We start from the raw sequence: 20,887 nt of genomic DNA, 5'->3' as shown, positions 1-20,887 counted from the left end.
CGAGACTTGGATGTAATTGCTATCAGGATAGATTATTCGCCCAAGCTTTTGGGCTGCCTGTTGGTTTAGTGATCAGAAAAACACCAAAAACAAAAAAATTTACCGGAAAGCACCACAAGGAGTTGCCAAGCCCTCAGAAAACCATTAAAGTTTGCGCCCTCAAATGAGCGACAACGTAGCTGATTTGAAACAGTTTATTGGAGAGGTGGCCGAGTGGCTGAAGGCGCACGCCTGGAAAGTGTGTATACGTTAATAGCGTATCGAGGGTTCGAATCCCTCCCTCTCCGCCAATATAAAACCCCAGCAGAGATGCTGGGGTTTTTTCGTTTTAACGATGTTGCGGTTGTCCGGCGTACGTGCTGTAACTAAATCCCGGTGTCCGGAATGTCAGGAACTGCTCGACTTTTCAGCGAGTTGTTTACTAAGGCTATTCGGAAACAAGGTGCGCAAAGGTCGCAAAGCGGACATTCAGCTTGAAGTCTGAAGGCCTCGCTTTGAGGAAAGGGATTGTCATGCGTATCGGCGTAAGTCCATTTTGGACTTACGCCGGTGCAGTAGACAGTCATAGCATATGAGGGCTACCCCATCTATTCGATCAAAGCGACATTAATTCTTTTGCAGAAGTCTGATCAATTCCGGAACGGTGGCATCCTGTTCATCGATGGAGCCGTAGAGCTCGCCAACCGTATCCGCAATGGCTCTTGCGCTTTTTAAATCTTCAAGCATGGCCCGATAGTAACCGACGTCCTTATTTGCATTGGCAATGCTGAACCGGAAACCTGACGGATCATTCCGTTCGATATAGGGCCGCAATCTCTCCAGAATCACACCACCGCCTCCACCATTGCCGAGAACGGAAAGCAGAGATTCGTCGTCAATACCCGCCTTGCGAGACGCCGCGACCGCCTCGGAAAGAACCGCCGAAAAACCCAGCGACACGAAGTTATGCACAAGTTTCAGAGTGTGCCCTGCTCCCACACCACCGGCATGGGTAATGGTTTCCGCGAAACTCTGAAGCAACGGCAATGTTTCCGAGAACAGGGCATCAGGCGCGCCAACGATCAGATTAAGTCGCCCTTCTTCCGCTTCCTTGGGCGTCCGGGTCATGGCGGCGTCCATGAACCGTCCGCCAGCTTCATTAACCCGCCTGGCAACCTCTGCTGTCGAGCTGGGCAACGCTGTGGAACAATCAATTACTATGGTTCCCGGGCGCAGCCCCTCCAACACACCCCCAGACTCAAAGAGCACCGCCTTGACCTGAGGTGAGCCGGTCACGCACAGGATAACGATGTCAGAATGCCGGGCCACCTCACCAGCACTTTTCAGAGGCGTGGCTCCCGCAGACACCAGATCCTCAGCGGGTTGATTGCCAGGATGCTCAAGAAAACTCAGGGGATACCCTGCCCGTTGAAGGTTCCGCGCGATACCATGGCCCATCAGGCCAACACCAATAACTCCGACTCTGTCCCTATGCGACATTATGCTCTCTCCCAAACAGCGATTTGATGGTTAGCCATGCCGAACTGCGACCGTTTTAATGCGGGTGAAGCTGCGCAATCCCTCAAAACCTTTCTCGCGACCATGGCCCGAACGCCCGACCCCGCCGAAAGGCAGCTCTATGCCACCACCGGCACCGTAATTATTGATAAACACCTGCCCACATCGAAGCTGTCTAGCCAGGCGCCATTGCCGCCCGCCGTCCGTCGTCCACACGCCCGCGCACAAGCCAAAGTCCGTTTCGTTGGCCAACGCAAGGGCCTCGTCCTCAGACCGGAAACGCTGTACAACCAGCACAGGTCCGAACAACTCCTCCCTCAACAGTTCATGGCCCTCAGGAATATCAACCAGAACCTGCGGCTCTACAAAATGTCCTGCTCCTGGTGCCGTATCGGCCAGCCTGCCTTTCGCAAGAACTCGTACACCACTGGAAAGCGCCGCCTCAAGCCTCGATTCCAGCACGGATTTTTGCCGTGCATTGATCAAGGGGCCGCAATCCGCATCGGCCTCACCGACATCACAGCGCAATGCGAAAAAGCGCTCAGCAAGGCGATCAAGAAATTGATCCGCCACCGCGTCGTCGATAAGCAATCGGCTACCCGCTGAACAGGTCTGGCCCGCGTTCTGAACAATGCCTCTTACGACTGCCTCAAGTGCTGCCTCAATATCGGTATCGGCAAACACGATCTGTGGCGACTTACCACCCAGCTCAAGGGTAACGGGCACGTGGTGCCTGGCCGCCGCCTGAGTCACCAGGGTGCCCGTCTCCGGTGAGCCGGTGAACGACAGATGGTCAATCCGTGGATGAGCCGCCAAGGCAGCGCCAGCCTCGCGCCCAAGCCCGGGAACAACATTGAGCACGCCCGCAGGAAGACCGCACTCCATCGCCAGTTCAGCCAGTCGCAACACGCTCAGACAGGCATCTTCGGCCGGTTTGACCACAACCGTGTTACCCGCCGCCAGGGATGCGGCAACGCAACGCCCGAAAATCTGCGCCGGATAATTCCAGGGGATAATCTGCGCGCACACTCCGAAAGGCTCCCGCAACGTCATGACCGAAAAGCCACTTTCGAAAGGGATTGTTTCCCCATGGAGTTTATCGGCGGCGCCGGCATAGAAACGGAAGTAGCGGGCACACGCCTTTATGTCTCCCCGAGCCTGAGACATCGGTTTGCCAGTATCGGCACACTCCAGGGCCGACAACTGCTCCTCGTTTCGTTCAATCTCCTGGGCAAAGTCCAGGAGCCACTGGCCACGTGAACGCGCTGTCCACGTCAACCAGCCAGTGAGTGCGCCCGAAGCCGCGCGGACCGCGGCGTCAACTTCACCAGCCCCACACCTGGCAATCTGGCCGATGGGTTCTCCGTAGGAGGGCGCCTCAACCGTGAGCGTGGAGCGGGTGGCGACCCATTCACCGCCAATCAATGCTTTTTCTGTTGGCATATCGGGTAACGAAAGCATGTCCGGCCTCCATGGTTAGCGATCAGTACAGAAGGTCCACAAGCCCCATAGAGATCCAGGGCATATAGGTGATGGCAAGGAGGCATGCCAATACTACGAGCACAAACCGCATCAACCAGGGTAGTAGCTGATCAATAGACAGTTTCGCGACGGCACACGCTGCAAACAGATTGACCCCCAACGGCGGTGTGAACATCCCAAGCGCCAGATTCACAACAACGATCAGGCCAAAATGAACCGGGTCGATACCGTACTGGATTGCGATGGGGGTAAATATTGGCGCCAGCACCAGAATTGCTGCCGACGTCTCAATAAACATACCGACGATTAACAGCATCACGTTAACCGCCAGCAAAAAGGCAATAGGGCTCTCAAAAATTTGAGTCACCCATGCAGCAACTTCACCCGGCAGCCCAGAACGGCTGATCAGGAAGCTGAACAGCGCCGCCGCCGCAATGATCAGCATCACAGCTGCCGTTGATATGACACTTTCCCGAAAAATCGGGAACAGTTCAGCCATTGGCAGTTCCCGATATACCAGTCCCCCAACGATCAGGGCGTAAACGACCGCCACTGCAGAAGCCTCAGTGGGCGTAAACACACCACCGTAAATACCGCCAATAACAACGACCGGCATCAGCAAAGCCGCCCATGCGCGCTTGAAGGCGGTCATAAAGTCATGACGATCCTCTCTGTCTCGCAATCCATACCCGCGTTTCTTGCAGAACAGGAAAAGGAACAGCAGTAACGCGCCACCAATCAGAAGCCCCGGGCCGATACCGGCAATGAAGAGCTTTCCAATGGAGGTATCCGTGCTCACGCCGTAGAGAATCAGAGGAATGGAAGGCGGGATCAGAACGCCCAGTTCAGCCGACGAAGCCTGGATCGACGCAGCCAGTGGGCGCGGATAGTCATGCTTGACCATGGCGGGAATAAGAATTGAGCCAATTGCAAAGGTTGTTGCCACGCTGGACCCGGACACCGCTGCAAACATCATGCAGGTCAGAACGCAGGTCATGGCAAGACCGCCCTGAAGGCCGCCGACCATGGATTTGGCAAGATCCACTAGCCTTCTGGAGATACCGCCCGCGGACATCAGATTGCCCGCCAGAATGAAAAACGGAATCGCCATCAACGGAAAGCTGTCGATACCGACAAACATTTGCTGGGGAACCAGCAACAGCGGCAGAGGGGAAAAAAACTCAATGCCGATGATGGATGCCAGCACAATCGAAATGGCAATAGGAACGCCCAGACTGAAAAGTATGATCAGTGACAGGCCAATAGCAGCATTCATACCGGGTCCCCCCCGTGGACAGGGCCAATAGACTCCTGGCCCCTTATTTGGGCAATCAGTCGAGTCACAACGGCGATCAGAGTAAAACCGGCACCCACGGGCATCGCGGCATATGCCCAGGCGATGGAAATGCCAAGCCCCGCGAGCATTTGTGATTGCACCCTGATTGCCATTGCCGTCCCGAAGTAGATCAGCACCAATAGAACCAGTGCGCAGCAGCTTGCAATGAAGAGTTCAACCCATACCAGTTTTCGCCCCGGCACCAACTTGTAGATCACCTCTACGGACATCATGAATCCACCCCGGAACCCCGGAGCGGCACCAAGAAAGACACACCAGATCATCGTGGAGCGGGAAATCACCTCAGACCAGGTCGACGGCGCATCAAAAACAAATCGTGTGAGTACCTGATAGAAACCAAGGGTCACAGAAATCACCAGCATCACGACGGCACCGAGAAGGGCCAATCGAGTTGTCTGGCGTTCAATGCTAAAAAGAAGTTGCAGCATCGTGGCCACCATTAGAAAGCAATCCCCGCACCGTCAACGTGACAGGTACCGGGGAATTGGATTGGTGGTTTAGCAGCCGCTGGCGCGAATGCGGTCCAGCATCTCGCTTCCATACTGATCTGTGTAGATCTTGTAGGCGGGCTTGACCGCCTCCTGGAAGGGTGCCTTGTTGATATCGGTCTTGACCGTCATCCCTTTTTCACGCAACAGCTTCACGCCGTCGCGCTCCAGGCGGGAGACTTCTTCACGGGTCGCTTCGGCGGATGCCTTGGCGGCCTGCTCGAACCAACTCCGCTCCTCTTCTGTAAGACTGTCAAGGAGCACCGGAGAGCCAAGCACCGCGGCGGGTGAATAGACGTGTCCGGTCAACGAAAGGTGATCCTGAACTTCCCAGAACTTCGTGGCGACGATCACGGTGATGGGATTTTCCTGGCCATCAACGGTGCCCTGCTGCAACGCGGTAAACACTTCCGGGAACGCCATTGGGGTGGGATGAACGCCCATCTGCTCGAAGGCCTCCATGTGTACCTTGTTTTCCATGGTACGCACCTTCAACCCCTTGGCATCGTCAGGGCTGGTCACAGGGCGAACACTGTTGGTCATGTGGCGGAAGCCGTTTTCCGACCAGGCAAGGCCCACCAGGTTATGGTCAGACATCTTGTTCAACAGGTCCTGGCCGATCTCGCCATCAAGAACGCAACGGGCCTCTTCGTAACTCTTGAAAAGAAATGGCAGGTCAAGCACATAACTCTCCGGAACGAAATTACCCAAAGGACCTGTCGACGTAATCACGACATCAACGGTGCCAATCTGCAGGCCTTCGATCATGGCCCGCTCCCCGCCCAAGGAGCCGGAAGGGTGCTCGGCGACTTCGAACTCTCCGCCACTGAGGCGCTCGAGAGTTTCCTCAAAGGCATCGGCACCCACGGAATAGTGGGAACTGTCAGACAGCGTATGGCCAAGGTTAATGGTTCTTGCTGCCTGTGCATTCACTGCTGTCACGGCAAGCAAAGCTGAAGTGGCACCGGCGATGGCGGTGGTCAGGCTACGGCGTGCGAACGTTGCTTTCATTGTTGTTACCTCATTTTGCATTGTCACGCTTTGGGTAAATTCCGGGGTGCGTAGGCCCGGAATCAGGCATTCTCGTCCATAAAAGCCCTTACGATGTCGCGAAAATCCTTATCGCTTCTGAATCCGAGCCTGCTCGCCCGGAGGTTACTGAATCTTGATGGCCAGCTACCGACAATCGCTTCAATCTTCGGATCCGGCCGGAACTGAACGCGGGCAAGCGCAGACTCACCGCCCACCTCACGCAGTGTCTCCAGCATTTCAGAAACGCTGACGGTAATACCCGGCAACATGAAAGCCCGGAAAGCGCCGAGTGCCTCACCCGGAACCTCGGCCCCGTGCACAAGGGCATCAACCACCGTTGCGGGTGACATAATGAACAGTTCCAGATCGGGCGAAACCGGGCAGATAGCATCCTCACCCTTGAGGGGTTCGCGCAGGATACTTGAGGCAAAACTGGAGGCAGCCGCATTTGGCCGACCAGGACGGATCACAATGGTGGGCAAGCGCAGCACCAGCCCATCGACAAGTCCGCGGCGACTGTAGTCATTGATCAGCAGCTCGCTCATGGCTTTCTGGGCACCGTAGGAATTCTGGGGATGCAATGCCGTCATATCATCCAGGGTGTGGGGCAAATCCCCGCCATAGGCGGCCACGGAACTTGCCATGATCAGCCGGGTACGCGTGAGGCCATGCTTCCGGCAACCTTCGAGTAAATCACGAGTTGCATCGAAATTGACCCTCATACCCAAATCCAGATCGCCTTCCGCAGCACTGCTGACAACCGCTGCGAAGTGGTAAATCACATCCGGTTGCTCGGCAAGGACATCATCCAGCGCACCGGGTTGGCTGATATCCAGTGCGAGCGTTTTAGTGGCCAGGTCACCGGCCTCCGGGCGGGGTGGCTCAGTCTGATCGATCAAAGTCAGACGGCTCAGCGAGCTACCGGCCAGCTGCCCTGCGCTGACAAGCTGATCGACCAACCGCTGCCCGAGAAAGCCCGCGGCTCCAGTAATGACAATATGCATAACCTTTAATGCCCTCTTGTTGTTGTGTCGGTGCTCAGTCCGTAGGCCTGTCCCCATCCCAGACCCGCCCAGGTGTTACCGGCCGGTCGATACTCGCAGCCCACCCAGCCGGTGTAACCCAGCGAATCCAGTCTCGCGAGCACCTCTGGGTAACAGACCTCCCCTAAATCCGGTTCGTGGCGTTCAGGCACACCGGCAATCTGCACATGGCCGATGGCGTGGAACTGACGTTCCATGTGACTAATCAGGTCGCCGTCCATAATCTGGCAGTGGTAGACATCAAACTGCAGCCTCAGGTTGTCCGCGCCCACCTCATCAATCACCTTGATGGCGTCTGCCTGTCTGGACAGGAAATACCCCGGCATATCCCGCTGATTGATCGGCTCGATCAGGAGATCCCGACCCGCTTTCGCGGCCTCCCCGGCGGCAAAGCGAAGATTTTTCAGGTAGGTGTGGTGATGAGCCTCAACCGTCTCCCGATCGGCGCGCTCCGGGAGCAGACCCGCCATCGCATGGATGCGGGGGCAATCCAGCGCCTCGGCATAACGCAGCGCCTCGGCCACTGAAGCCTGAAACTCCGCCTCCCTTCCGGGCAGGCTGGCAAGCCCGCGCTCACCAGCCTCCCAGTTGCCCGGCGGAAGGTTAAACAGCACCTGTTCCAGCCCGGCTTCGCGCAGGCAGCCCGCCAAATCTTCCAGGCGATAGGCGTAGGGGAACAGATACTCAACGCCCCGGAACCCCGCCTTCGCTGCGGCACCGAACCGGTCCAGAAAATCATGTTCCGGGAACAGCATGCTCAAATTCGCGGCCAGTCTGATCGTCACAACACCCTCCTGGAGGTTCAGTCCCTGGGGAACCGCTGTTCCAGCGCCGAAACCTGTTCAGGTGTTAACGCTCTTGGGTTTTCCCCGCGCAGAAGCAAAAACAGCTTCGCCGTCTCCTCCAACTCCTCCGTGGCATACACCGCCGCCTCCAGATTTTTTCCAGCGACCACCGGCCCGTGATTGGCGAGCAGCACGGCACTGTGCTCGCCGGCCAGACCGCGAACCGCGTCACCCAGTTCCGGGTCCCCGGGCATGTGATAAGGCACCAGGGGCAGCCGGCCTACCCGCATCACGTAATAGGCCGTTAGTGGCGGAATGCAGTCGCAGGGGTTGATATCGGGCAGGCAGGACACCGCCACCGAATGGGTCGAATGCAGGTGCACAATGGCGCCCGACTGCGGCCGCTCCTCGTACATGGCTGTGTGTAAAAACTGCTCCTTCGTCGGCTTGTCGCCTTCCAGCAAACGGCCTGAGCGGTCAAGCCGGGAAATTCGCTGAGGATCAAGCCGCCCGAGGCAGGCGTTGGTGGGTGTCATCAGCCAGCCGCCGTCATCCAGCCGAACGCTGATATTGCCGCTCGAACCCATCGTCAGCCCGCGATCAAACAGTGACTGGCCGAGCGTCGCAATCTGCTCGCGTAGTTGATTCACCTCACTGGTATTCATGGCAACACCTCAAACGCACGTGTAAAGAAATCCGGTCGGCCGAAATTGCCCGACTTCAAAGCCAGAGACAGCGGCCCTGCCCCGCCGACATCCGCGGTTTGGGTCCAGGGCACGCCCGGATCAATCTGGTCGCCAATCCGCAACGTGCGAATGCCAAGCGCCGACACAACCGCACCCGAGGTCTCGCCACCGGCCACCACCAGACGGCCAACCCCGTCATTAACCAGGGTAACGGCGAGGTGACCAAGGACAGACTCGACAAGCTCGCCGGCGCGCTCCGCCCCCAAGGTCGCCTGTGCCTGCCGGACCTGATCCGGGTCCGAGGAGGCGTACACCAGAACCGGCGCTCCCTCCCTCAGTCTTTCACGAGCAAAAGCCAGGGCCGCCTCCAGATGATCATCACCCTCCGCAAGCTTCAAGGGATCAAGAGCAAAGCCTTCACCCTTGCCCAGAAAATCCGCCACCTGTCCCAGCGTTGCCCTTGAACAACTGCCGGACAACACCAGTGCACCGCCAACAGCCGGTTCCAGGCGCCCGGCTTCGGACACATCCGCCAGCCAGCCGCGTGAGCGGTACTCTGCGGGCAGCTCCTGGCCCAGGCCGGAACCTCCGGTCACCAACGGCTTATCAGCAACCGCACTGGCCAGAGTCGTAAGGTCCGATTCATCCAGGGTGTCACAAATCACATGCCGTACTCCGTCGGATTCCAGGGCCTTCAGCCTCTCGCCGGCGGCCTCAGACCCCTGCCTCAAAACCGGCCATGACAGCAGGCCCACGTTGCCCGTTGTTTGCCGTGCCAGCACTCGCACCAGATCAGCATCCTTCATTGGGTTGAGCGGGTGGTCCTGCATACCGCTGTCATTCAAAAGCCTGTCACCCACAAACAGGTGTCCCTGATACACCGTACGCCCATTAACCGGAAACGCCGGGACCATCACCGTCTGACTCGCGTTCAGGGCATCCAGAAGAGCATCGCTGACCGGGCCAATATTGCCGCGATCCGTGGAATCAAACGTGGAGCAGTACTTGAAGAAAATCTGCCGGGCACCGAGGCCCTGAAGCCAGGCCAAGGCTGCCAGCGACTCACTGACCGCCTGCCCGGCGGGGCATGAGCGTGATTTAAGCGCCACCACAATGGCATCGACGTCGCTCAGATCGGGTTTGCCCTCAGGCACGCCAATGACCTGAACACAGCGCATACCACTGCGAACCAGATTGTTCGCAAGATCGGTTGCCCCGGTGAAGTCATCGGCGATTGCGCCCAACACAATACTCATGCTAACTCCTCACCACTGTCGTTGGCGGCAGCCGGCAACGTGATGCCGGCAAGCCGCTCGTAGACCTTGATCACTGCTGAATCGTCTTCCTTCCCGAACCCGGCCGCCTTTGCTGCGGTAAACTGCTGAAGCGCACTGGCGGCCACGGGGGTTGGCATGGCCAGCTCCCGTCCGGTGTCGTGAACAATGTTGAGATCCTTAACGAAGATATCGACAGCTGAGAGAGGGGTGTAATCGCCCTTGAGAATATGCGGGACTCGGTTCTCGAACATCCAGGAGTTACCGGCCGAGTGAGTAATCACCTCGTACACGACCTCGGCCGGCAATCCCATACGAATTGCCATGGCCATGGCCTCAGCGGCTACGGCAATATGGACCCCGGCCAGCAGCTGATTGATCAGCTTCATACTCGACCCGACTCCGGGCGCATCCCCCAACCGGTAAACGGTCGCCGCCATGCCATCAAGGATCGGCTCGGCAAGGCCGAAGGCCTGCGTGCTCCCCGAGGCCATCACCGAAAGCTGTCCCGCCCTCGCTTTGGCTGCACCACCACTGATCGGCGCATCCAGCATTTCAAGACCAGCCTGGCCGAGCCGTTCAGCAAAATCACGGGCAACTGCAGGGGCTACTGTTGCGCACTGAATAACCAGACTGCCCGGTTTTAAACCGCCAACAATCCCTGACTCGCCAAAAAGCACCTCTTCAACCTGGCCCGCATTCACTACCACCAACAACACAACATCGCTCGTGGCAGCCAGTTCAGCGGGCTCACTCACAGTGCGACCACCAGCCTGCTCAAACCCGGCCCGGGCCTTTTCGCTGACATCACACCCGGTTACCTCAAACCCACGCTCAAGCAGCGCCGTGGCTGTACCCATGCCCATGGCGCCCAGACCTACCACACCTACGCGGGGCTTTGTTCCGGATAAGCTTGTCACTTGCTGGCCTCCCATTCTTGTTCTGATTATTTTCATGATAGCGCTACCATGTTAGCGCTATCATCGTTTTAGTTGATAAGATTCCGATCAGCAAGTTACCGTCGCGAGGACTACGACCAATGTCTAACATGGAAGCACCCTCCTCAGAACCCCGCAAGCGGCGGGGTTCTGACAAACCAACGCTGAAACAGGTGGCGGAAGCGGCCGGTGTGTCCCCCATCACCGCATCCCGGGCCCTGAACACACCAGACCGCGTGAACAAGGAAACCCGGCGACGGGTCACCGAAGCCGTAGAGCAACTGGGCTACGTGCCCAACCTGATCGCCGGCAGCCTGGCCTCGGCCAGTTCGCGGTTTATTGCCGTTATCGTTCCATCGCTCGCCAACGCCGTTTTCATTGAAGTAATCAAGGGGCTTCAGGAAACCTTCGAAGCCAAGGGCTACCAGATACTGCTGGGTAATACCGATTACGACCTTCAGAGGGAGCACCAACTGATACGAACCTTTCTGGGGTGGTCCTGTTCCGGACTGGTGATTGCCGGCTTGCGCCACAGCAAAGCCTGCCAAAGCCTTCTGGAGGCCTGGAACAAGCCGATCGTGGAAATCATGGAATTGGGTAAAGGACTGGACCTGAACGTGGGGCTGGACCACCGGGAAGCGGGCGCCTGTATGGCAAGGCACCTGTTAGACAGGCACTATCGCTCCATCATCTATGTGGGCGCCTGTATGGACAGGGACTACCGGGCAAGCATGCGGTATGAGGGACACAAAGAAATTCTCGCGAAAGCCGGGTTAGAAGCACCAATGATCGAACTGGACAGACTCGGCAGCCTGGAAGCCGGCGCGGCTGCGCTCGACATGGTCCTGGAGCAATACCCCAGAACTGATGCCATTCATTTCGCCAACGACGACCTCGCCACTGGCGCTTTGCTACACGCCCAAAGGCTGGGCCTTGGCGTGCCACAAGACATCGCCATCGCCGGATTTAACGGCCTGCCCCTTGGCCAACAGGTGACTCCGAGACTGACAACCATCCATTCTCCCAGGGAAACCATGGGGCGACTGGCAGCCGAGCAAATTCTCAGGCGTCTGAACGACGAACCCATCACCGAAAAACAGGTGAACGTGGCATTCCGCACCCTCATTGGTGAAAGCACCTGAACCTATAGAAGTGCTTTAACGGCTCAGCCGGGACCGAGAACTCGCGTGAATGATTCCCAAAAACTCTTGCCTACCAAGTCTCACGCCTTGATCAGTGACGACTTTCTGGTGCTCCGCCCCCCCAGAGCAGGGCGATATTGGAGGGCTCACCGGCGAGGAAGCTCTCGGTGTTAGGGACCAGCGCTCGTTGGCGCCGACGGGTGTCTTTGCCCAGCCGATGGATTGATCTATCGCCTTAACACCTTTTTCGTGTTCCGCGTTTATGCTGAATATGAAACACTAAAGCCCGATACCAGACACTTCCTTAAGCCGGAGACTTTACCGCAAATGGCTGTTAAATCCGTCGCCCTCGTAGCCCACGACAACAAGAAGAGAGAGCTGGTGGACTGGGTCTCTGAAAACCAGACCCGCTTCGCTGCCCTGAGGCTCTATGCCTCCGGCACTACCGGCAGGTTGCTGAAGGAGAACCTGGAAAGGGACGATATCGTGTGCCTGCTCAGCGGCCCACTCGGAGGCGATCAGCAGATTGGCGCCAAGATCGCGGAAGGGGAAATCGACCTGCTGGTATTCTTCTGGGACCCACTGGAGCCCCAGCCCCACGACCCGGATATCAAGGCGCTACTGCGCATCGCGGCATTATGGAATATTCCCGTGGCCTGCAACCACGCCACCGCCGAATTTATCCTGACGTCCGCCTACATGACCGACGACAAGCACCAACCGAAAAAGCCGGATTTTTCCGGTTACACCAGCCGCCCGGTCAACTGACCGGCTTTCTGGCCAGGAATATCGTGCTGTAGGACTCCCGATTCAGGAAAGGGTTGTAAAAAGAGCACACCTCAGGGCCCGTGACTGGCAAGGCAAGCTGGTCTGTGATGATTATACCGGCTGCAAGGCCCGGTTCAGCCACGGCATCACCGCAGGCACCGACCCATTCGGCGAGTGCGGAACGTGGGATTTCGACGCCAGCGCGACGGTAGATGCGTTTTTGGCGGTAAAGTGGCAGGTGATCGGCACACTTGGCCACCAGCGCATGAGCCAGCAGGCCGGCGATGGGGATGCGCTTGTCGATCACTTGCGGCGGTACCGGTGCCTGGATAAAGGTCTCGCACTTGTCCCAGACTCACTTGCTCTGGACGTCGCGTTCCACCGAGAACTCGCACGGAACGTAATCCAGCTTCTCACTGACGCCCTCGCCAATATGCTTGGGCTGATAGCCGCACTGGCACTCGGTATTGTCCGGTTCGTGGTGGGGTCAGGGTGCGAGGAGGTCAGGCCACTTGTTTGCGCTCCTTGTAGTGGTCAACTAATCCCGGACAGTATTTTAAGGTTTTCCTCAGCCTCGACGGACGGAGTGCCATCGTTGAATGTGTGAGGTAGCTGTCGGTTGTAATAGTCCATCAGATAGCCACCAACATCTTTTCGGGCCTCAGGCAGATTCCGATATCCCAAGGCCGGTATCCATTGGAAGCGTGCATCTTTAGATGCGGCTCGCCAATGTTCGCTTTTGTTTGCGACGGGAGGAGCATGATCGAAACTCGAGGGTGAGCATCGACCGAGGCTGGCAGCGTCTGCGGCATCCAAAGGGACCAAAGACACAAGTTACGCACCTAGATCTCAATACTCTCAGCTATCTCCAGAGCATCCTCGACCTCCACACCAAGGTACCGCACGGTGCTCGACATATTCGTGTGTCCCAACAGCAACTGGACGGCTCGAAGATTCTTGGTCTTCTTGTAGATCAATGTCGCTTTGCTGCGCCTCATTGAATGGGTTGCGTAGACTGAAGGGTCAAGTCCAATGCTGGTAATCCACTTTTTGACAAGACGGGCGTATTGGTGAGTAGAGATATGGTCGAACTTTCGCATCCGGCTCGGCCACAAATAATCCATGCCCGAGAGTCCTCGCAACTCGATCCATGCTTCGACCGTTTCGCGCGTCTTTTTGGTTATCTCAAACTGAACAGGCTGACTGGTCTTCTGCTGGATGATTTGCGCCCGATCCAGAACCTCACCGTTTCTGGAAATATCTCGAACCAAAAGCTTTACCAGGTCGCAGGATCGGAGTTTACAGTCAATTGCCATGTTGAACATCGCGAGCTCGCGGATGTTCTTTGCAATCTCTAACCGAATACGGATAGCCCATATTTGTTCGAGTTTGAGCGGCAGCTTCTGGCCAACGAGCTTTCCCTTGTTCCAGGGAGCTTTAGTGATAGGAAATGTCATGGCGCGGCCCTCTTCGGAGGGTAAGGGCCTTTAAGTATGGTTCAGAATATTGTTTTCTGCTGGCCAGCCAGGTCGCAAAGCGAACATTCAGGTTAGGCAATAACGCCTGGGCTAAGCCGCCGGTACGCAGCGCAGTACTGGTCGGCTTGAGCCCCTGGTTAGCGTAGATATCACCGAAGCCTGTCCGCTGCATACCAAACTGAATCTCCCGGACGCCTTACCTCACTTACCTTCCACGCGTTGTTCGATGTATTTCCCCTCATGGTGTTTACCATCTGTGAAATCGAACCATACTCTTCATTCCGCCAAACGATTCTTTCGTTCTCGATTTCACCAACCAATGTCTCGTTAAAATACTTGGTCCTTATTTGGGTCCCGTTCGGCAAAAATATCTTGTCCCAATAAACTCCTCGCTTTTCCTCGAAGACAAAATCTTCACGAGTTCGCTCGAGGAAGTCGCCTATGACGCTCTGAATGGTCGAATTGGCTGCTCCTGGATAGCGATCTAGCAGCTCTTTATAAAGAGCAACTTCAATTGGCACATAAACATGTTCGTTCATCGAATAGCCTCCTTTATCAGACAAGGGAAACTATAGAGTACTTTGGAGTACTCCTCAAGTACTTTAAAGCACTCTGGAGTGAAACGCTAACGCCAACAGCACGTGCGGCTGCGGAATGGGGGCGAAACCGGAATGGAGTAGCCGTCGGCGTGACTGTAATAGTTAGGCATGATCAGCCAACGTTACCCCCGGGAATTCAAAGACAAGGCGGTCCGGCAAGTACCGGTGCGCAGTGGAGAGCAGGTCAGGATAAATGGTTATCCCATATCTCAAAGAGAATTCTTCGACTCTCTTGACCGAGCATAGCCACACGACGAGCCGTCCAATTTTCCAAAATATATTCAGCCATTTCTGTAGCTATCGGATATGCAGTGGAGTGTATCTCCCAAAGAGCCTTTTCAGCCTCTTTTAGAGAAAGGCCTTCTTCATCCCACTTCTTTAATCTGTCCGCTGAATCATCAAACCACTCCGGACTTAAGCTCATGTCTTGATCCTCGCCTAACAGAATGCGGAGAGCCGTATGAATAATCGTCTCATTATGTGTTTTAAAGTCAGTGAAACAAAGGTATCCCTTTCGCCTGGCGTGCAAACTGGACCTGCCTCTTTGTAATGATCCTACCTGCGTATTCCAGACCAAGGTTGCCACTGATTCCAGACGAAGCCTGCCACCCATTCCACGCGAAAGCTGCCACTGATTCCACGGCAAAGCTGCCACCCCGGCAGGCTGCCTGAATCGCCATCAATATCGTCCGGCGCGGGATAACTTAACGGTACTCTGATCCTTTTCATCCGGAGAAGGTCAGATGCCAGCGAAGAGGTTATCCATGCGTAAGATCAAAGAAGTTCTTCGCCTCAAGTGGGAGCGAGGGCTGAGCAATCGTCAGGTTGCGGCGGCCTGCGGCGTCAGCCGCCCGACCGTGAGCGAATACCTGCGCCGCACAGCTGAGGCCGGTTTGAGCTGGCCGTTGCCAGCGGACTTGGACGAGGCCCATCTGGAGCAACGGCTGTTCCCGCCACCACCGGATCTCCCGGCACAAGCCAGAGGTATTCCCGACTGGCAACACATCCGTGACGAACTCACAGGCAAGAACGTCACACTGTTCCTGCTCTGGCAGGAATATCGGCAAGCCAACCCCGATGGCTATCAGTACAGCTGGTTCTGCGAGCACTACCGGGCCTGGCGGGGCAAGCTGGATCTGGTGATGCGCCAGGACCATCGGGCCGGTGAGAAGCTGTTCGTGGACTATGCGGGCCAGACCGTGCCCATTATTGATCGCACCACTGGAGAAATCCACGAGGCGCAAGTCTTTGTGGCCGTTATGGGCGCGTCCAACTACACCTATGCCGAAGCCACCTGGAGCCAGTCGCTGCCAGACTGGATTGGCTCCCATATCCGGGCCTTCGAGTTCCTGGGCGGCGTGCCGGAACTGGTGGTTCCGGATAACCTCCGCTCCGGGGTTACCAAGGCTCACCGCTACGAGCCGGATCTAAACCCAACCTATCAGGACATGGCCGCCCATTATGGCGTGGCCGTTGTCCCCACACGGGCCCGTAAGCCCCGCGACAAGGCCAAGGTGGAAGGTGGAGTACTGATCGTCGAACGCTGGATCCTGGCGGCGTTGCGCCATCGTCAGCATTTCTCACTGGGGCAACTCAACGCCACCATCCGCGAGCTGCTGGAGCGACTCAACAGCCGGCCCTTCCGCAAGTTGCCCGGCTGTCGGCGCGACCACTTCGAGCAGTTGGATAAACCCGTTCTACAGCCGTTGCCCGCAGAGCCGTATGTTTACGCGGAGTGGAAGAAGGCCCGGGTGCACATCGACTACCATGTGGCCATCGACGGACATTACTACTCGGTGCCCTACACCCTGATCAAGAAAGAGGTGGAAGTCCGGATTACCCACAACACCATCGAATGCTTTTACCGGGGCAACCGGATCGCCAGTCACCGGCGCTCCGACCAGAAGGGACGACACACCACCATCGCCGCTCACATGCCTGAGTCTCATCGCCACGCTGGTGACTGGTCACCAGAACGTCTGATCGCCTGGGCGGCCAAGACCGGCCCGGCTACCGAGAAGCTCATCCGCACGGCCCTCGGAGCCCGCAAGCACCCGCAACAGGCCTATCGCTCCTGTCTGGGCATACTACGGCTGGGGCAGAGCTACGGTGAGTCGCGGCTGGAAGCCGCCTGCCAGCGTGCCCTGATGCTGGGCAGTTGCCGTTACAAGAGCATTGAATCCATCCTCAAACACCGTCTGGATCAGCAGCCTCTGGAAGAACAACAGGAACTGGCCTTGCCCGACACCCACGACAATATCCGTGGCCCCGCCTACTACCACTGAAGGAATCCAACATGCTGAAACATCCAACTCTGGACAAGCTCCACGCCCTTAAGCTGACCGGCATGGCCGCCGCTCTGGCGGATCAATCGGCCACCACCGACATCCAGGAACTGACCTTCGAGGAACGCCTCGGACTGCTCGTGGATCGGGAGATGACGGAACGTGACAACCGGCGCATGAGCAGCCGGTTGCGCCGGGCCAAACTGCGACACACGGCCATCCTCGAAGACATTGATTACCGGCACTCACGCGGCCTGGACAAAGGGCTGGTTCAGTCCTTGGCCGGCTGCCAATGGGTGAAGGAGCATCTAAACGTGCTCATCACCGGCCCCACCGGGGTTGGCAAAACCTGGTTGGCCTGTGCCTTGGCGCACAGGGCCTGCCGGGAAGGCTACACCGCACAGTATGTGCGCCTGACCCGGCTGCTACGGGAGCTGACCATTGCCAAGGGCGATGGCCAGTACGCCAAACTCCTGACCAACCTGGCCAAAGTCGACGTCCTGATCCTGGATGACTGGGGACTGATGAAGCTGAGCGCCGAAAATCGGCGAGACTTGCTGGAGGTACTGGAAGACCGGCATGGCAGGCGCTCCACCATCGCCACTAGCCAATTACCCATCGAGGAATGGCATGGTGTAATCGGTGACGCCACTCTGGCCGACGCCATCCTGGACCGGCTCGTTCATAACGCCTACAAGATCAATCTCCGAGGCGAATCCATGCGAAAACGGCAAGCAAAGTTGACGGACACCGAGACTTCGGAGTAAGAAGAGAAACCCCGCGTCGCTACGCTCCGATGGGTGGCAGCCTTGCTCCGGTCCGGGTGGCAGGCTTCACGTGGAATGGGTGGCAACCTTCAGCGGTTTACGCAATCCTACCCAGAATTTCGGGCAGTTCAAAGCTGAAGAATCCGACATCATAGCGTCTTGAGCCAGAGGCAAATGCCCATACTAGGGCGCTGTAAAGGACCATTTCGAGGTCATTCTGACAGTTTCTAAATGTCCGCTTTTGTTTATCAAATGCCATTAGCAGGTTGTGAGTGATTGGGAACAGGATATCCGAGTGCGTTCTTCGCAGCGATAAAGCTCAAGCCCTCCCTCTCCGCGCAGAAAAATACAGCAGAAATGCTGAGGTTTTTCGTTTCCTGTCGTTCTATTTCGCCCCCCTGGCTTGTGGCTCCGCATCTGTAAACAAGGGCCGCCCTCGCCAGAGCCCCTGATCCACCTGCAATCGCACCTGTTCCCGTATGATTTCGGCCAGTTTCAACGTTGCCAGGCTGGGAGGTAGGTCTTTGGGGGTGACAATGGCCAGAGCGCGATACAATTGCGGGCTGACAATGGGCACGGCGGCGACATCTCCCCGGGCAACCATTTCGTGTACCGATGCGTAAGACAGCACGGTATAGCCAAGTTCACGTTTAACCAGATCGGTCATCAAAGGCCAGGCGTTGACTTCAAAAGCCAGATTCAGCGGTTTGTTGAATTTCATCGCTTCCCGCTCCATCAGTTCCCGCAAGCCGTGCTTTTCTGCAGGCATAATCAGTGGCAGATCCAGAGCGGCGCCCATGCTGATCTGTGGCTGTTGCGCTTCGGCACTGCCGGGCGGAGCGATCAGGTAAAACTGCTCTTCGATCAGCGTAAGCGCCAATAAATCCGCACCTGTAGCTGACGCCCGAGTTTCGCCACACTGATTCCTGCTTTCACATTAAAGAGGAATCCGATGACTACCCCTGATTTACACCAGTTCTGGCAAGAGACGCTGTCGGACTGGCAGGCCTCGGGCCTGTCCGGTGCAGCCTACTGCAAACAAGAGTCGCTTGTTTATCATCGGTTTGTCTACTGGCGGCAGAAGCTGACCGGTCGTGTCGAATCCAGTGATGAACCGGTTCACGCTCGATCCGGATTCACTCGCGTGACTCCGACTCCGACTCCGGATGCCGGAGTCAGTTTGACCGTGTCACTGCCCGGCGGCGTATCGATCACCGGTCTGCATGCCGGTAATATCGATTTGCTGGGTGCCGTCTTGAGACAGCTGTGATGCGTCACCGCTATCTGCGCCCTTCCAGGGATTTGCCGGAGATCTACCTGTACCGAAAGCCCATCGACTTCCGCAAGCAGGCCAACGGCCTGGCCCTGCTGGTTGAACAGGAACTGGGGCACAGCCCATTCTCCGGTGCACTTTACGCCTTCACCAACCGGCAGCGGAACAAGATCAAATGTCTAATGTGGGAAGACAACGGCTTTGTGCTCTATTACAAAGCCTTGGCTGAGGAAAAATTCAAGTGGCCAGGGCCTGCGGATGAGCTGATGCCGCTGACCGGTGAACAGATCAACTGGTTGTTGGACGGCTACGACATCAGTCTGTTGCGGGGCCATAAAACCCTGCACTATGAGAGTGTCGGATAGCCCTTTTTGCATTACGTTTTAGGTGTGCCAGGGCATTGTTTTTGCTATAATTCCGCCATGAAATCAACGCCTGATAACGCCCTCAAAACCCCGGATCTCAACGGTTTATCGACCGCTGAGATGGTGGCGGTTATCAGCGGCCTTCAGCAGCAACTCGCCTCCAAAGAAGACGCCATCCAGCGACGAGACGCTCGCATCGAGATCCTCGAAGAACTGCTGCGCCATAAGAAGATCCAGCAGTTCGCCGCCAGCAGTGAAAAGCTGCCCAATCAGATCCTGCTGTTCGATGAGGTCGAGCTGGAAGTCGAGATTGATGAACTGCGCGATGAGCTGCCGGACGATGTCGAAGAGGAAGAGACGCCCCGCCGTTCCCGCAAGCGCCGCCAACGTGGCTTCTCCGATACGCTGCTGCGTGAGCGTATTGAATTAACCCTCAGCGACGAAGAGAAAGCCGGTGCCAGCAAGACCTTCTTCACCAAGGTGAAGGAAGAGCTGGAGTACATTCCCGCTCAACTGAAAGTGCTGGAGTACTGGCAGGAAAAGGCGGTGTTCGAGCAGGACGGCGAAGAGCGCATTGTTGCGGCTGCCCGTCCGGCGCGCCCGCTGGGCAAGTGCATCGCCACCCCGTCACTGCTGGCTTACCTCATTACCTCCAAGTATGCCGACGGTCTGCCGTTGTACCGTCAGGAACAAATGTTCCAGCGCCTGGGGCATGAAGTGAGTCGCACCAGCATGGCTCACTGGATCATCCGGCTGAATGACGTCTTCCAGCCGCTGATCAACCTGATGCGGGAAACCCAGAATAGCGGTGATTACCTGCAAGCCGATGAAACCCGGATCCAGGTGCTCAAGGAAGACGGTAAGACCGCCCAATCCGACAAATGGATGTGGGTCACCCGGGGTGGTCCACCGGGAAAACCTTCGGTTCTGTTCGAGTATGATCCATCACGAGGTGGCAAGGTACCGGTGCGTCTGCTGGATGACTTCCAGGGCATTCTGCAAGCCGATGGCTATTCCGGCTATGGGCAGGTCTGTGCCACGAACAAGCTGACGCGGATCGGGTGTTGGGATCACGCGAGACGTAAGTACGTGGAGGCGTCCCGGGCGGCACCGGCCAAAGGCAAAAAAGGCCAACCCTCAAAGGCGGATGTAGCCCTGAGCCACATCCGCAAACTGTACGCCATTGAAAAGGCCGCCCGGGATCTGAGCGACGCGGAGCGATATCGGGTTCGCCAGGAAAAGAGTCTGCCGTTGTTGAACGCCTTTAAAGCCTGGCTGGAGAAAAATGCCCCCAAGGTGATGAAAGGCCTGCTTACCCGTCAGGCCATGGATTACACCCTGAACCAATGGGACTACCTGGTCGGCTACTGTGAGCGCGGTGACCTGAAGATCAGCAATGCCGGAGCCGAGAACGCCATCCGCCCGTTTGCCCTCGGCAGAAAGGCCTGGCTCTTCGCCGATACCTCACAAGGGGCGAAAGCCAGCGCCACCTGCTATTCGCTCATCGAAACCGCCAAGGCCAATGGCCTGGAGCCTTCAGCTTATATCCACCATGTGTTGGAACGCATTGCTGAGTCCGACACGCTGGAGAAGCTCGAAGCGTTGCTGCCCTGGAATGCCGAGTTGCC

At 57.0% G+C, this 20,887-nt stretch carries 20 protein-coding genes, 1 tRNA gene and 2 pseudogenes; 8 read left to right on the top strand and 15 right to left on the bottom strand.

Annotated elements, in window-relative coordinates; genetic code table 11:
• Positions 1–199: 199 nt before the first annotated feature.
• A tRNA-Ser gene (locus tag C7H09_RS13150) sits at positions 200–290 on the top strand.
• A gap of 316 nt (positions 291–606) precedes the next feature.
• Here the strand turns inward: C7H09_RS13150 and C7H09_RS13145 are convergent.
• The 10 genes from C7H09_RS13145 to ltnD form a co-directional block, all read right to left on the bottom strand.
• Entirely contained in the window at positions 607–1,479 is an 873-nt protein-coding gene (locus C7H09_RS13145; RefSeq protein ID WP_106763394.1) for an NAD(P)-dependent oxidoreductase, read from the bottom strand.
• Positions 1,480–1,509: 30 nt separating this feature from the next.
• Positions 1,510–2,958, bottom strand: a complete 1,449-nt coding sequence (locus C7H09_RS13140) for an aldehyde dehydrogenase family protein (RefSeq protein WP_106763392.1) — start codon at positions 2,956–2,958, stop codon at positions 1,510–1,512.
• Between the two features lie 22 nt (positions 2,959–2,980).
• Complete coding sequence (locus C7H09_RS13135) at positions 2,981–4,255, bottom strand: TRAP transporter large permease (RefSeq protein WP_106763390.1); 1,275 nt, start codon at positions 4,253–4,255, stop codon at positions 2,981–2,983.
• A complete protein-coding gene (locus tag C7H09_RS13130) occupies positions 4,252–4,764 on the bottom strand; it encodes a TRAP transporter small permease (protein ID WP_106763744.1) in 513 nt (170 codons plus the stop codon). Before C7H09_RS13130 ends, C7H09_RS13135 begins: the two co-directional genes overlap by 4 nt.
• Before the next feature lie 69 nt (positions 4,765–4,833).
• Positions 4,834–5,835, bottom strand: coding sequence for a TRAP transporter substrate-binding protein (locus C7H09_RS13125; protein WP_106763741.1), 1,002 nt, complete (start codon positions 5,833–5,835; stop codon positions 4,834–4,836).
• Positions 5,836–5,897: 62 nt separating this feature from the next.
• Positions 5,898–6,860: a D-erythronate dehydrogenase gene (gene denD, locus C7H09_RS13120; RefSeq protein WP_106763387.1), complete on the bottom strand. Its 963-nt coding sequence runs from the start codon at positions 6,858–6,860 to the stop codon at positions 5,898–5,900.
• A 5-nt stretch (positions 6,861–6,865) separates the two neighbouring features.
• On the bottom strand, positions 6,866–7,678 hold the full coding sequence (otnI, locus tag C7H09_RS13115) for a 2-oxo-tetronate isomerase (protein WP_338064050.1): 813 nt from the start codon (positions 7,676–7,678) through the stop codon (positions 6,866–6,868).
• Between the two features lie 23 nt (positions 7,679–7,701).
• Positions 7,702–8,349 (bottom strand): 3-oxo-tetronate 4-phosphate decarboxylase, encoded by a 648-nt coding sequence (gene otnC, locus C7H09_RS13110; protein ID WP_106763385.1) that lies wholly within the window; start codon positions 8,347–8,349, stop codon positions 7,702–7,704.
• Positions 8,346–9,626, bottom strand: a complete 1,281-nt coding sequence (otnK, locus tag C7H09_RS13105; RefSeq protein ID WP_106763383.1) for a 3-oxo-tetronate kinase — start codon at positions 9,624–9,626, stop codon at positions 8,346–8,348. Before otnK ends, otnC begins: the two co-directional genes overlap by 4 nt.
• Positions 9,623–10,564 carry an L-threonate dehydrogenase gene (gene ltnD, locus C7H09_RS13100; protein ID WP_276309321.1) on the bottom strand — a complete coding sequence of 314 codons (942 nt, stop codon included), beginning with the start codon at positions 10,562–10,564 and terminating at the stop codon, positions 9,623–9,625. The genes otnK and ltnD overlap by 4 nt, the downstream gene beginning before the upstream one ends.
• A 119-nt stretch (positions 10,565–10,683) precedes the next feature.
• Here ltnD and C7H09_RS13095 point away from each other — a divergent pair, with 119 nt between their 5' ends.
• Complete coding sequence (locus C7H09_RS13095; protein WP_165794829.1) at positions 10,684–11,724, top strand: LacI family DNA-binding transcriptional regulator; 1,041 nt, start codon at positions 10,684–10,686, stop codon at positions 11,722–11,724.
• Positions 11,725–12,051: 327 nt separating this feature from the next.
• Complete coding sequence (locus C7H09_RS13085) at positions 12,052–12,492, top strand: methylglyoxal synthase (RefSeq protein ID WP_106763379.1); 441 nt, start codon at positions 12,052–12,054, stop codon at positions 12,490–12,492.
• 148 nt (positions 12,493–12,640) lie between these two features.
• Here the strand turns inward: C7H09_RS13085 and C7H09_RS13080 are convergent.
• The 4 genes and pseudogenes from C7H09_RS13080 to C7H09_RS19775 all read right to left on the bottom strand — a co-directional run.
• Positions 12,641–12,976 (bottom strand): annotated as a pseudogene (locus tag C7H09_RS13080) (IS66 family transposase); the annotation flags it as partial.
• A 358-nt stretch (positions 12,977–13,334) separates the two neighbouring features.
• The gene (locus C7H09_RS13075) at positions 13,335–13,949 is read right to left on the bottom strand and encodes a tyrosine-type recombinase/integrase (RefSeq protein ID WP_106763377.1); all 615 of its coding nucleotides are present in this window, start codon (positions 13,947–13,949) and stop codon (positions 13,335–13,337) included.
• Between the two features lie 170 nt (positions 13,950–14,119).
• A complete protein-coding gene (locus C7H09_RS13070; protein ID WP_106763375.1) occupies positions 14,120–14,509 on the bottom strand; it encodes a hypothetical protein in 390 nt (129 codons plus the stop codon).
• Between the two features lie 244 nt (positions 14,510–14,753).
• Complete coding sequence (locus C7H09_RS19775; RefSeq protein WP_133166236.1) at positions 14,754–14,993, bottom strand: hypothetical protein; 240 nt, start codon at positions 14,991–14,993, stop codon at positions 14,754–14,756.
• 319 nt (positions 14,994–15,312) lie between these two features.
• Between C7H09_RS19775 and istA the strand changes: the two genes are divergently transcribed.
• Together istA and istB are read left to right on the top strand one after the other, a co-directional pair.
• On the top strand, positions 15,313–16,854 hold the full coding sequence (gene istA / locus C7H09_RS13060) for an IS21 family transposase (RefSeq protein ID WP_106763373.1): 1,542 nt from the start codon (positions 15,313–15,315) through the stop codon (positions 16,852–16,854).
• Between the two features lie 11 nt (positions 16,855–16,865).
• The gene (istB, locus tag C7H09_RS13055) at positions 16,866–17,621 is read left to right on the top strand and encodes an IS21-like element helper ATPase IstB (RefSeq protein WP_106763371.1); all 756 of its coding nucleotides are present in this window, start codon (positions 16,866–16,868) and stop codon (positions 17,619–17,621) included.
• Between the two features lie 385 nt (positions 17,622–18,006).
• On the opposite strand, the pseudogene C7H09_RS13050 reads toward istB, so the two are convergent.
• Positions 18,007–18,504: pseudogene (locus C7H09_RS13050) on the bottom strand (LysR substrate-binding domain-containing protein); the annotation flags it as partial.
• Between the two features lie 69 nt (positions 18,505–18,573).
• On the opposite strand from C7H09_RS13050, the gene tnpA reads away from it, so the two are divergent.
• The 3 genes from tnpA to tnpC all read left to right on the top strand — a co-directional run.
• Complete coding sequence (gene tnpA / locus C7H09_RS13045) at positions 18,574–18,891, top strand: IS66 family insertion sequence element accessory protein TnpA (protein WP_106761476.1); 318 nt, start codon at positions 18,574–18,576, stop codon at positions 18,889–18,891.
• Positions 18,891–19,259, top strand: coding sequence for an IS66 family insertion sequence element accessory protein TnpB (tnpB, locus tag C7H09_RS13040; RefSeq protein WP_106761477.1), 369 nt, complete (start codon positions 18,891–18,893; stop codon positions 19,257–19,259). Before tnpA ends, tnpB begins: the two co-directional genes overlap by 1 nt.
• A gap of 57 nt (positions 19,260–19,316) precedes the next feature.
• Positions 19,317–20,887, top strand: a 1,571-nt coding sequence (gene tnpC, locus C7H09_RS13035; RefSeq protein ID WP_106761478.1) for an IS66 family transposase, incomplete at its 3' end; no start/stop codon positions are given.

Source organism: Marinobacter fuscus, assembly GCF_003007675.1.
GTDB lineage: Bacteria > Pseudomonadota > Gammaproteobacteria > Pseudomonadales > Oleiphilaceae > Marinobacter > Marinobacter fuscus.
The sequence above is the reverse complement of the archived record's forward strand: the minus strand, read 5'-3'. Positions and strand labels throughout refer to the sequence as shown.

What these genes read in the sequence shown, in the direction of transcription:
- C7H09_RS19775 (WP_133166236.1), bottom strand. Translation starts at nt 14,993, where the DNA reads ATGAGCTTAAGTCCGGAGTGGTTTGATGATTCAGCGGACAGATTAAAG.
- otnC (WP_106763385.1), bottom strand. Translation starts at nt 8,349, where the DNA reads ATGAATACCAGTGAGGTGAATCAACTACGCGAGCAGATTGCGACGCTC.
- otnK (WP_106763383.1), bottom strand. Translation starts at nt 9,626, where the DNA reads ATGAGTATTGTGTTGGGCGCAATCGCCGATGACTTCACCGGGGCAACC.
- istA (WP_106763373.1), top strand. Translation starts at nt 15,313, where the DNA reads ATGCCAGCGAAGAGGTTATCCATGCGTAAGATCAAAGAAGTTCTTCGC.
- tnpA (WP_106761476.1), top strand. Translation starts at nt 18,574, where the DNA reads ATGACTACCCCTGATTTACACCAGTTCTGGCAAGAGACGCTGTCGGAC.
- C7H09_RS13125 (WP_106763741.1), bottom strand. Translation starts at nt 5,835, where the DNA reads ATGAAAGCAACGTTCGCACGCCGTAGCCTGACCACCGCCATCGCCGGT.
- C7H09_RS13075 (WP_106763377.1), bottom strand. Translation starts at nt 13,949, where the DNA reads ATGACATTTCCTATCACTAAAGCTCCCTGGAACAAGGGAAAGCTCGTT.
- C7H09_RS13140 (WP_106763392.1), bottom strand. Translation starts at nt 2,958, where the DNA reads ATGCTTTCGTTACCCGATATGCCAACAGAAAAAGCATTGATTGGCGGT.
- C7H09_RS13135 (WP_106763390.1), bottom strand. Translation starts at nt 4,255, where the DNA reads ATGAATGCTGCTATTGGCCTGTCACTGATCATACTTTTCAGTCTGGGC.
- tnpB (WP_106761477.1), top strand. Translation starts at nt 18,891, where the DNA reads ATGCGTCACCGCTATCTGCGCCCTTCCAGGGATTTGCCGGAGATCTAC.
- C7H09_RS13095 (WP_165794829.1), top strand. Translation starts at nt 10,684, where the DNA reads ATGTCTAACATGGAAGCACCCTCCTCAGAACCCCGCAAGCGGCGGGGT.
- istB (WP_106763371.1), top strand. Translation starts at nt 16,866, where the DNA reads ATGCTGAAACATCCAACTCTGGACAAGCTCCACGCCCTTAAGCTGACC.
- C7H09_RS13070 (WP_106763375.1), bottom strand. Translation starts at nt 14,509, where the DNA reads ATGAACGAACATGTTTATGTGCCAATTGAAGTTGCTCTTTATAAAGAG.
- C7H09_RS13145 (WP_106763394.1), bottom strand. Translation starts at nt 1,479, where the DNA reads ATGTCGCATAGGGACAGAGTCGGAGTTATTGGTGTTGGCCTGATGGGC.
- C7H09_RS13130 (WP_106763744.1), bottom strand. Translation starts at nt 4,764, where the DNA reads ATGCTGCAACTTCTTTTTAGCATTGAACGCCAGACAACTCGATTGGCC.
- C7H09_RS13085 (WP_106763379.1), top strand. Translation starts at nt 12,052, where the DNA reads ATGGCTGTTAAATCCGTCGCCCTCGTAGCCCACGACAACAAGAAGAGA.
- denD (WP_106763387.1), bottom strand. Translation starts at nt 6,860, where the DNA reads ATGCATATTGTCATTACTGGAGCCGCGGGCTTTCTCGGGCAGCGGTTG.